The following is a 12,659-nucleotide window of genomic DNA, read 5'->3' on the forward strand; positions in this document are numbered from 1 at the left end:
AAAGAATGCTTTTATACACGTTTTATGTAAGCGTTAACAAAATTGGAATGGAGGTTGTATAAGAATGAGGATTCGTAAATGTATGGTCATGCTATTATCTTTTATGCTACTGCTTGGCACTTTTTCACAGTTGCGTGCAGAGGCAGCCACCAACCCGCTTGCCAAATTGCCGGGTAATTCCAATCCACTGATGGATCACAAGTTAGGTGCTGATCCCTATGTGCTAGTGTACAATGGCAGGGTTTATGTGTACATGTCCAGTGATACATATGTGTACAACAGTAACGGAACGATCAAAGACAATGATTTTAGTGCACTTGATCGTGTACAGGTCATTTCTTCGGCAGACATGGTGAACTGGACCGATCATGGAACCGTTCCGGTCGCAGGTGCCAACAACAAAAATAACGGCAAAGGGATCGCCAAATGGGCAGGCAACTCCTGGGCACCTGCCGTTGCTTACAAAAAGATTAACGGCAAAGACAAATTTTTCTTATACTTTGCCAATGGGGGAGCAGGTATCGGTGTATTGACAGCAGACACGCCGATCGGCCCGTGGAGCGATCCGCTCGGTAAAGCGTTGCTCACGCAAAACTCGCCGGGTATGGCTGGTGTGAAATGGCTGTTCGACCCGGCTGTACTCGTGAACGATGATGGTACAGGTTATCTGTACAGCGGCGGCGGAATTCCAAACGAATCCGATCCAGCCTCCATCGCCAATCCGAAAACGGCGCGTGTCGTGAAACTGGGCGCGGATATGATCAGCATCAACGGCAGCGCTAGCATGATCGATGCGCCATACTTGTTTGAAGATTCGGGTATTCACAAATACAATGGCAAATACTATTACTCGTATTGCATCAACTTTGCCGGTAGCCATCCCTCCCAGTATCCGGCTGGTGAAATCGGCTATATGGTAAGTGACAACCCGATGGGCCCGTTCACTTACAAAGGTCATTTTCTGAAAAATCCGTATTCATTCTTCGGCGTAGGCGGTAACAATCACCATGCGGTGTTTAATTTTAATAATCAATGGTATGTCGTCTACCACGCGCAAACGGTCAGCAAAGCACAGATCGGAGACGGCAAAGGTTATCGTTCCCCACATATTAACAAACTGGTGCATAACGGAGATGGCAGCATCGCTGAAGTGCAGGCAAATATGGCAGGTGTGCCGCAGATCGCTAACCTGAATCCGTATACACGGGTAGAAGCCGAAACGATTGGCTGGCAAGCGGGCATCAACACCGAGCCAAGCCAGGCAAGTGGCCCGACTAACAATCTGAACGTAACGAATATTAACAATGGCGATTGGGTCGCTGTAGGTAGAGCGGACTTCGGTTCGGTTGGCGCCAAAGCATTCAAAGCGATCGTCGCTTCCACGTCCGGCGGCAAAATCGAAGTGCGTTTGGACAGTGTAAACGGTACGCTTGTCGGTACACTGCAAGTGCCAGCAACCGGCGGCATGCAAACGTGGAAAGAAGTGCAAACGAACATCAGCAATGCGACCGGTGTGCATAATCTGTATCTCGTCTTTACCGGTGGCAGCGGCAATCTGTTCAATCTGGATGCATGGCAGTTTGTGCCAAATTCCGGCATTGCGCCAAGCGGGATGGAGGAGCAGACGACAGCTACTGAGGAACAATCGACCCCAGCGGCAAATGGTGCGGAACAACTGAATTCAAATGCAAGCGAAAGTGAACAAGCTGGAGCGCAGCAACAGACTGCATCAGAAGGTACAGCTGTGACAGAGCAGACGCAAATGAGCTCAGCCGAGTCCACTTCAAGTGCAACTCCAGAGTGAGTGAATGCGTAGCTAGTAGCTTGTCTCAAATTTATTCAGGGATTGCGTTCGTCTAAATGCTGCACGGTTCAAGCAGGGTTCAGATGGACGCAACCCTACATCTTCTTCTTGAGACAAGTCACTAGCCACTGTTAAGCTTGATTTGCACAGACTGTAATCGTTGTGCTCTTATCCAATATCGGATTGGAGGCAGTCGTATCGTTCAAGTATGAAATGGATCGTGTAGCTGCTATGAAAGTATGGAAAGCAGCTATATCATGCCTTCATTCTAATATGGTGTGTATGCACATATTGCAAACGTTTACCTTTTATATTCCTATACTAAGATGGAGGTTTTATATGAAAAAGAAAACTTGGGTTACCTTATTAACTGCAGGAGTGTTGTCGCTTTGTTTCTCAGCAAATACGTTTGCTGCTACCGTGTTCTGGGAGCCACTGACTTATTTTAATCCGAGCACTTGGCAAAAAGCGGATGGCTATTCTAATGGTAATATGTTCAATTGCACATGGCGCGCCAACAATGTTAATTTTACGAGCGATGGCAAAATGAAACTCGGTCTGACCAGCTCCTCGCAAAATAAATTCGACTGCGGTGAATATCGCACAACGAACAAATACGGCTATGGCAAATACGAAGTTAGCATGAAGCCTGCCAAAAATACAGGAATCGTCTCGTCTTTCTTTACGTATACCGGCCCTGCCAACAACACACAATGGGATGAGATCGATATCGAGTTCCTGGGCAAAGATACGACCAAAGTACAGTTTAACTACTATACAAACGGTGTTGGTAACCACGAGAAAATCGTCAACCTCGGTTTTGACGCTTCTCAAGGTTTCCATACGTACGCATTTGACTGGCAGCCCGGTTCGATCAAATGGTATGTAGACGGGGTGCTGAAGCATACGGCAACTAGCAATATCCCAACAACACCAGGTCAAATTATGATGAACTTGTGGAACGGTACCGGTGTGGATGAGTGGTTAGGGCCTTACAATGGTGCGAATCCATTGTATGCAGAGTATGATTGGGTGAAGTATACGAGTAATTGATTACATCATAAAAAATAATGGGAAGGGCAGCCTTGATAAGGCTGTCCTTTTTGTATGGTCTGATAATGAGCGTTTAAATGATTAGATGATTTATCATTAATTATCGTAAAGGGATAAATGCATTGTCTCGATTACTATTAGGTTTTAACATACTTAAACGTGTTCATGGTCAAGTAACTAGGCGATAAGTAGAACAGCAGTTAAAGTGAGGCAACATACTAACGCCAGCTATATGATTATAGACATTAGAGCAGCATATAAAGCAAATGATATAACAACAGTTTAACGTCAAAAATGAAACGTTTCGCAATGAGTTCATAACTACGACGAAACTAAAATGCCTAAAAATGTTTATAGTAAACGCTTACAATTTAGTGTTTACCTCAACTGCTCACTCATGCTATCATAAAAGCGAAACGTTTCAAATTTATTTAGAAGGGAGCAACAGCATGAACAAAGTAAAACTACTCAGCATCCTGTTCACTTTCTGTCTACTGACAAACATCACTTTCACTCCAATCGTTTCAGCAGCACCACATACCAAAAACACCTTCCAGTTCAATAAAGAATTGAAAGCGATTGCAACCAAAACGTATTTATACTTTCAAAACTATACTGATCCGCAGACAGGCATGACCTATGACGAAGTACGCACAACCAACAAAGGCATCGAAGAAGCCAAGCGCACTTCACCGACGAATATCGCCATGTACATGATGAGCACCGTATCCGCCCAGCAAATGGGCATCATCAGCAAAAAAGAAGCGGTCTCTCGTCTGCAAACGACACTAAACACGCTGGAAAAGCTAGACAAATGGAACGGTCTCTTTTATAACTGGTACAATACCGATGATGGCACCGTCAAAACAGATTGGGGGCAATTTATATCTCAGGTCGATAATGGCTGGATGTCCGCCGGCTTGATCGTTGTCGGACAAGCGTACAAAGAGCTACACGGACAAACGAGCAAGCTCGTTAACCAAATGAACTACAAAACACTATACGACTCGCAAGTCGGACAATTCCGCGGCGGATACGATGTCGCTAAAGGCGCGCTAACCGATCACCATTACGGCATGTTCTATACCGAACCGCGTGTAGCAAGTTATATCGCAATCGGTAAAGGCGATGTGCCACAAGATCACTGGTGGAAAATGTACCGTACGATGCCAGCCGAATATGATTGGCAATCCCAAATTCCGACCGGCAAAACGGTAAATTATGATGGAGTCGATGTATTCGAAGGCAGCTATGTATACAAAGGCAAAAAGTTCGTACCAAGCTGGGGCGGCAGCATGTTCGAAGCGCTAATGCCGGGCATCGTAATCAAAGAAAAAGAACTGGGCAAAAAAGCGCTCGGTCTGAACAACGCCCGCCATGTACAATTGCAGATCGAATATGCAAAAGACAAAGGCTATCGCGCTTGGGGATTCTCGCCTGCTGCCACACCGACAGGCTATAGCGAATTTGCCGCTACACCGCTCGGCACATCAGGTTACAAAGATGGCGCAACCGTTACGGCTCATGCCACATTCCTGGCGCTTGAATACGCGCCTGAAGCCGCACGGCAAAACATTGAGGCGCTGAAAAGCTTCAATATGCTCGGCACATACGGCTTTTACGATTCCGTGAATGTGGAAACTAGCGAGCTGGCGAAAGCTTATTTGGCGCTGGATCAGGGTATGATTATGGTATCGATCGCCAACTATCTCAAAGATGGCGTAATCCGCGATTATTTCCACAACGATCCGATTGGCAAAAAGCCGGAAGCTTTGCTTCGCAAAGAAGTGTTTGCAATTCAGTAATTTGGACCCCATGATCCAGCAGTTGGCTCGTATGTAGACCGAGATTAATTGGCATGTTGAAGTCAGTTCAATTTCCGAATGATATAGTCGCTTGATCATGGACACGTCCGGGTATGTTCAAACTTGATTTTTACTTGAAACAGTCTACTAAACTTTTAACGAAGACATCCTAATAGCGACTTTCGAATCGATTGATAAAATAGCCAGACAGAATACAGCAGTATACGATGCTGACACATTCTGTCTGGCGTGTTTGATATCAGATCATCCATCTATTCTGTATATGGTATAGTGGCAGAAAAGGTCATTCTACCGCTAAGGAAAGATTATCATGAAGCAAAACGACATCCTACGTTCGCAAGCAGGTTAATGGGGCGATCAAGGGCACGATACGTATATTAATCCGGTGTTACCCGGAGCTTACAGCGATCCAGATGTGATTCAGGTAGGCACAGACTATTATTGTATTTCGTCTACAACCGTTTGAGAAAAGGAGGCACAACTATTGATTCACATTAATTTGGCAATCAACAATGAGGAAGTTCCCAATTTGCGAGCAGCCGTCGGTTGGACGAGGAGGGATTGCGACTATCCAGCATTATTTCAGCGATGCACTTTCTGGGCAGGAGCGAGAGACGAGCAAGGAATGTTAATCGCATTTGGCTATGTGGCAGGGATGGGGTTGGAACATGGTTATATGGAAGACATTATGATCCATCCCAACAAGCAGAGCCAAGGAATAGGTCAGCGACTGGTGACAACGTTACTCGCTGAGTCAAAGGTGCGCGGTTTGGACATTGTTACGTTAACTTATGTCAGTGAGCATCAGACTTTTTATGAGCAATGTGGATTTGCAGCTAGTCATGCAGGCATATGGAGAGCAAAGCATTTGTAATTTGGATGCAGACATAACATAGTAAGTGGAACGTTTATTTTAAATGTACGATGTTGATTATAAATACAGTAATTTCGATTTATGATACGATCGTTTATCGTAGTACGATCTTTTATAGCGATGAATAGCAGCAGACAGAGGAGGAGAGCAGCTTGAGAGAAGAAGAACGCATTATGAACGGCATCCTGTTTAGCCCGGCTGATCCGGAATTAAAGTCGATTAAACGCCAGGCACATCAGTTAAGCCAGCAATACAGTCAGACATTTGAAGATGAGACCGAAACAAGGGCACGTATTTTGCAGCAGCTGATTGGAAATATAGGCGAAGGCGGCTTTATTCAAGGGCCGGTATTTTTTCACTATGGTGTACATACACGTATTGGGAAAAAGTTTTTCGCTAATTATAATTTGACGATCCAAGACGATGCGCTCGTTACGATCGGGGATTATAACAGTTTTGGTCCAAATGTAACGATCGTTACGCCGATCCATCCGCTAATTGCCTCTGAGCGCAGAGAAATGATAGACCCGCATGGTCAAATCAAATCGCTCTGTTATGCCAAGCCGGTGACGATTGGAAACGATGTATGGATTGCTGCTAATGTGACGATTTGCGGCGGGGTTACGATTGGAGATGGCTGTGTAATCGGTGCGGGTAGTGTGGTGACACGCGATATTCCGCCATATTCGCTCGCAGCAGGTGTGCCGTGTAAAGTCATTCGCGCGATTACGGAAGCGGACAGTATGCGCCATAAACCGGATGTTTTGGCGGATTGCAGCGTTATAGATTCGATTGAGAGTGTAAAGGATACACCGTAAACGTGTTGGGTAGCTGAATGTGTACGAAAGCAATTTTATATGAAATCAAATTTAGTCTGTTCTTTTTTAAACATTTAAAGTATGATGTACTTAATTTAGATGCAGCACGGGGAAGCACCTCGCAAAAGACGATTGTCTTTTTGCGGGGTGCTTTTTTTGTTGTGCACATACAGGAGGGTGAATCGATAAGCAACAATGTCAGGAAACAAGAGACTAAGCAACAGCAAATGTGAAAACAAATGTCAAAATGTCAAAATCAAAAGGCGGTGAAATCGTTGAGAAGATGCTGTAATTTCATCTTAGTTGTGATCGTGTTGTTAAGTACGACATTAGGTATGAATGTGCGGCACGCGGATGCTGCGAAAACGATGGTGGCTGATGAGACTTTTAGCTATAACAAGACGAGCAGTACATACGGTATCAATACAGGTTTAGGCGCTAGTATACCGTCCGGCAGTAAAGATTACTCTTTTCGTCTCTATGCTGCTTTTCCTAATTCGGCAAGGCAAACTACGTTGACATTTTCATTGTATACGGAGCAAAGCGTAAATGATCACTATGTTGGCAAGACGTTATATAGTTATACTTTCCCGGCAGGTTGGAGTGGATGGATTGCTATCGATAATGTGCCGCAAAGCCCAAATGGACAGCCGTATATCACTTACAATATTAGTGCAAAATCAGCGACAACTTATGAATTACGCACATTGCGTTTACAGACGTATTTTGAAGATGTAACGCCGCCGACTGTGCCGCAGATTATGATTGATACTGGCTCGAACATTAACTATTGGAGCAATAAACCTATTGGAATTACGATCAGTGACAGCAATGATGATCATGGCATTGCACGCTATAGCTATCGTATCGATGGTGGAGGGGAGCAATCTTATACCGGCGCGTTTCAAATGCCAGTTGGTGCACATACAGTAGAAGCGATTGCTTACGATAATAATGGATTGAGCAGCGGCTGGAGCAGTGTAAGAAAAATCTATTATGCGCCTGATCCGCCAACGGCACCGGTAATTAATGGACTGCCGAGCGGTTGGACGAACCAGGATGTGCCATTTACCATCACGGCGGGAACGGACAATGTAGCAGGTATATTATCGACCGAATATATGTTATTTGATGGCAGAACGTTGTTTGATTGGACAAGTAGTACACAAGGCACAATCAGCCAGGAAGGTGAGAATACGATCACTGCCCGGTCGACAAATAGGGCTCGTACAACAAGTACGACCGAAGCGAGGGTATATGTGGATAAAACAGCGCCAGTCGGCACATTAACCGTGCCGCAAGGATGGACACGCTCACTCGCAATCCATGCGGTCGGCAAAGATGCTTTATCCGGCATGAAATCGATCATATTACCATCCGGCGATGTTGTCATGGGAAGTCAAGCGGATTATGCGGTGACGGCGAATGGAACCTACACCTTTGTTTTTACAGACATCGCAGGCAACACCGTTATCAAGTCGATTACGGTGAGCAATATCGATACGACGGCGCCTACCGCGCCAACAGTTACAACAAGCAGTGCAGGATGGAGTGCCAATCCGGTACAAGTAAGCATTGGCGGTAGCACCGACGCCAGCGGTATTGCACGATATATGTACAATATTGATGGAGGCACATGGCAGACCTATACAGCTCCATTTGATACGCCGACCGGGCAGCATACAGTTGTTGCAAAGGCGTATGATAATACAGGTCTGAGCAGTAATCAGAGTGATACCGTTACGACATACTATGATCCGCAGCTACCGACTTCTCCAACGATACGGGATTGGGATGCGTCGAAGTGGTATACCAGCTTCACATTACGGTTTATACCCGGCAATGTAGGCGTATCGGGTCTAAAAGGCACCTTCTATAGCCTATCTGGTGCTACAACGCAAACGCAGCAGGTTTCTCGAGGTCGTAACCCGCAGACCCTTACCACTGAAGGTATTACGACAGTCTCAGCCGTGACTATCTCTATGGCTGGAACCGAAAGTCAGCCTGTAACGGGTGATATCAAAATCGATGCAACACCACCTACCGGCACACTTACCATGCCGCAAGCATGGGCGAAATCGGTAACCATTCATGCTGTTGGTACAGATGCATTGTCGGGGATACAATCGATTACGCTACCTTCTGGCGATGTCGTTTCAGCGAGCCAGGCGGATGATATCGTATCTGCTAACGGCACCTATAACTTTACATTCACCGACATCGCGGGCAATTCCGTCACTAAATCGATTACGGTGAGTAATGTGGATACGACCCCTCCAACCAAGCCGGTGATTATAACAAGTAGCCCGGAGTGGAGCGCTTCACCTGTACAAGTTACGATTGAGGGCAGTACGGATGACAGTGGCATAGCCAAGTATATGTATCGCATCGATGATGGCACGGAGCAATTGTATACGGGATCGTTTACTGCGCCAAAAGGCAGCCATCACATTTACGCGATGGCTTACGACCACACGGGATTAAGTAGTGGTTGGAGCAGCCCGGTGACAACGTACTATGATCCTGATCCGCCGACAACGCCTGTAATAACCAATCTGGACTCCTCCAAATGGTACAACAGTTTCACACTGCAGCTTATGCCTGGAAAAGCATTGTCGGGAATTAAAGGAGTCTATTATACATTGGCAGGCACAACCGAACAGCCGCGCCGCCTATTCGAACAAAGCCAAACGATTACAGCGGATGGTTCGACGACAATCACAGCAACAACGATAAATAATGCTGGTGGAGAAAGCGAAGCGGTTACCGGTACGATCCAGATCGATAGTACGCCGCCTGTTGGTATTGTGACCGTTTCACAAGGATGGGCGATTTCGAAGTCAATCCATGCTATCGGAAGCGATACATTATCAGGTATGCAATCGATTACGCTGCCATCTGGTGATCAGGTCATTGGCACGCAGGCAGATTATAGTGTGACTCAAAACGGTACGTATGAGTTCACGTTTACCGATGCAGTAGGCAATACCCAGACCAAGTCTATTACTATTTCCAATATCGATGATCAACCACCGACCATTACAGTATCGCAAAATGGTTCAGTCTGGACTGATGAGTATATACCGGTGACATTTATGATAAAGGATGCACAATCGGGTTTGGATCATAACCAACTGTATTATCAATGGACAACATCTCCATACGTACCTAACACTTGGCAACAAGCAAATGATAGTGAGCAAACAACTGTACTACGTCAGGAAGGTATTTGGTATTTACATGTGAAAGCTACGGATCGGGTAAATCATGAAACGGTTTTTATGTCACAGCCTTACCGACTTCAGCGGCAACCTGTAACGCCGATCTTGTCTGTTACTGGCACAGCAACGGATAAGATGTTATTATCCTGGTCACTACCTACTGGTACTACCAATACGGATCGATTGCACTATATCATCCAAAATAGTACGACAGGCAAATCGTGGACGGTTAACTATCCGATCAACCAAGTACTCGATATTTCACTTGCTGGCGGCAATGCGTATGCGTATACGATCGTCGCTCAAAATCATGTCGGCAGCAGTACAGCAAGTGCAAATGTAATCGGTGTGACCTTGCCGCAAGCGCCAACGGGTGCATCTATTTACGCCAAAGATACGGATTATAGTCGTGCTTTGGTCAATATTGTGCCTGTAATATCAGCTACCGCTTATCGGATCACAGCAACCAATTGGACGACAAAGCAGATCGATACAGATGTGACGGTAACAGGTAATATTTATCAGGAAATAACTGGACTTAAGCCATATACGATGTATGATTTTTCGGTTTTGGCTATGAATGCAAGTGGAGAAGGGGCGGCGTATCATACGTCATTTTTATCGTTGTCCGATCAGCCTCATGGCTTTAAGTCAGCTCAAATTACAACTGATACGATTGACTTGACTTGGAATTCGGTTACACGTGCAGTTTATAACTGGAGCAGCGTGATGGATGATACATATTACCGCTTGCGCCGCGATAATCAGATTATTTTTACCGGATCGATTCCTGCGTATACCGATAGTGGCTTAGAGTCAGGCACAGCCTATGATTATGATGCTCAAGCAGGTAATGCCACAGGTTGGGGAAGTAAGGCGATCCTCAGTCAGATATGGACACTGCCAGCCGCACCACGCTCATTACGACAAACACAAGCGACAACAGATAGCTTTACCGTGCAGCTTGATCCGCCTAAAGGCAGCACAGGCTTTCAAGCAAAAGTAGACGGTCAGCTGGTCGCTAATCTGGGTTCGGTACTCAATAAATACACCTTTACAGGTTACAAGCCGGGCACTACGCATACGCTTGAACTGGCTGCATATAATCGTTCAGGAATCGGTATATTGAGTAGTGTTATCGTTACTACGTTGCCGGATCAACCGACAGAGCGTAGCATTCGATTGACCGATGTGACCGACCATAGTGTTACGCTCAATGTATATAAGTTGCCGGGTGCGACCAAATACAAAATTACGATCAATGGTAACGATTACGAAGTAGCTGCCGGGCAAACAACGTTGTCCGGCTTACAAAGCGGTACCCCGTACGAATATACAGTTGCTGCAGGTAACGCTGCTGGCTATGGAGCAGTTTACACCGGTCATCTGTTAACGCTGCCTGCTGCTCCATCAGGCTACAACGTGATCAAGCGTACACCAATAGATATAACATTTGCTTGGACAGCAGTGAAAGGAGCAGACAGCTATGAAGTTATCAGCCATACGGGTAAGCTCATCGCACAGGTTTATACGCCTGAATATAAGACATCAGAATTGAAGCCCGGCAGCATCACGACGCTGCATATACGCGCTGTCAATAATTCTGGGAACGGGGTAACTTCTTCGTTTGCCTTCCGGACATTACCGGGATTTAGCGATGACCAGATTGATTATAACAAGCTGGTGCATATGGATAACGTTGGCTTGCATGATGCGACACTGAGCTGGCTTGCAGTACCGGGGGCGGATCAGTATTGCGTTTATGATGCACGCCAGCAGCTTATCGCTCAAACGACGGAGCATCGCACGGTGATCGATAAGCTCTCCAGTGCGACATCCTATGCCGGGTATACGATCGTGCCAATTAATGATACAGGAGCAGGTAAGCCAATACCGGTGCCAGCTTGGGTAACGTTACCGGACAGCACCATCAAGATCAGCTATGATAGCACTCGCGACAGCATAACACTGCACCTGCAACATAGCTTGACAGCGGAGAAGCTGGTTGTTGCTGAAGATGGAAAAGAGTTGTATCGCGGTTCGGCAATAAGCACATTTGTCCAAGATGGACTTTCGCCGGGATCGGCATACACGTTTAAAGTTTGGACAGAAAATGCGGCAGGTCAATCATCTCAAGCTCAGCTGCTGGAGATTCATACACACAAAAATCGTATTATAAAGCCAGAAGTGCCCGCTCTACAACAGTTACAGCCGATCGTCGACGAGCCTATTCAGTCAGAGCAAACGGTTGTACCAAGTAGCCAAGAAGATAACAAGACAAGCTTTATCGATATCAATCACAGCTTTGCTAAAGCCTCAATCCTACGCTTAGCCAACATGGGCATCGTAAAAGGAATTTCTGCCGATCGATACGCTCCAACGAATGGAACAACTCGCGCTGAATTTATGGCACTGCTGACTCGATTAAACCTTACATCGGAGCAGATCAAACAAGCCGACACTACGATCGATTTTACAGATGTGGATGTTAATGCTTGGTATATGCCGGAGCTGTGTGCAGCGATGCAGTATAGTATCGTCAACGGCTTTAGTAGCGATCGATTCGCACCGGAGCAGATGATCGACCGTGAACAGGCAGTCAAAATGCTTGCTAATGCATTGCATGTTCGGGCTGAAGCGGATTATGATTTTTATGTCGATATTCAGGCGATATCACTGTGGGCGCAAAAAGAGGTACATGGATTAACTGTAACTCACATCATCGAAGGATATCCTGATCAAACATTTCGTCCGCATTCGATACTGACCCGCGCTGAAAGTGCGGCGATGATCGATCGTGCGATACAGAAGTATAGGCTTGCAAAGGCAGTGAATTAAAAAGTTGTATAGAAAACAATACCGGAAATATCCCGTATTGATAAAATGCAGATCAGCCTACAATTAGATAGGAGTACGGGTTGTAATTCGCTCTAAGTTGACCAGAAATATATCAGCTTAGGGCTTTTTATATTTCTTCTTATTTACATATTTTACAAATGATTTCCCGAGAGTAAAAATTAAAAAATGAAAATTAAAGTGGACGTATTGAGCACAATACACAGT

The 12,659-nt window shown here is 45.7% G+C and carries 6 protein-coding genes; all 6 read left to right on the top strand.

All coding sequences use genetic code 11. The features are described 5' to 3' along the window. Positions 1–64 precede the first annotated feature (64 nt). The 6 genes from U1I11_RS10375 to U1I11_RS10400 all read left to right on the top strand — a co-directional run bounded on the left by U1I11_RS10375 (position 65) and on the right by U1I11_RS10400 (position 12,434). On the top strand, positions 65–1,804 hold the full coding sequence (locus tag U1I11_RS10375; protein ID WP_322906026.1) for a glycoside hydrolase family 43 protein: 1,740 nt from the start codon (positions 65–67) through the stop codon (positions 1,802–1,804). Between the two features lie 339 nt (positions 1,805–2,143). Continuing rightward, positions 2,144–2,857, top strand: a complete 714-nt coding sequence (gene bglS, locus U1I11_RS10380) for a beta-glucanase (RefSeq protein WP_322906027.1) — start codon at positions 2,144–2,146, stop codon at positions 2,855–2,857. Positions 2,858–3,306: 449 nt separating this feature from the next. Further along, entirely contained in the window at positions 3,307–4,662 is a 1,356-nt protein-coding gene (locus U1I11_RS10385) for a glucoamylase family protein (protein ID WP_322906028.1), read from the top strand. Between the two features lie 505 nt (positions 4,663–5,167). Next, on the top strand, positions 5,168–5,557 hold the full coding sequence (locus tag U1I11_RS10390) for a GNAT family N-acetyltransferase (protein ID WP_322906030.1): 390 nt from the start codon (positions 5,168–5,170) through the stop codon (positions 5,555–5,557). Positions 5,558–5,709: 152 nt separating this feature from the next. Beyond that, positions 5,710–6,375, top strand: a complete 666-nt coding sequence (locus tag U1I11_RS10395; RefSeq protein WP_322906031.1) for a sugar O-acetyltransferase — start codon at positions 5,710–5,712, stop codon at positions 6,373–6,375. Positions 6,376–6,650: 275 nt separating this feature from the next. Then, positions 6,651–12,434, top strand: coding sequence for an S-layer homology domain-containing protein (locus U1I11_RS10400; RefSeq protein WP_322906032.1), 5,784 nt, complete (start codon positions 6,651–6,653; stop codon positions 12,432–12,434). Positions 12,435–12,659: the final 225 nt, after the last annotated feature.

Origin of the sequence: Paenibacillus campi (assembly GCF_034659835.1) — a bacterium.
In the GTDB taxonomy this organism is placed as follows: domain Bacteria; phylum Bacillota; class Bacilli; order Paenibacillales; family Paenibacillaceae; genus Saccharibacillus; species Saccharibacillus campi.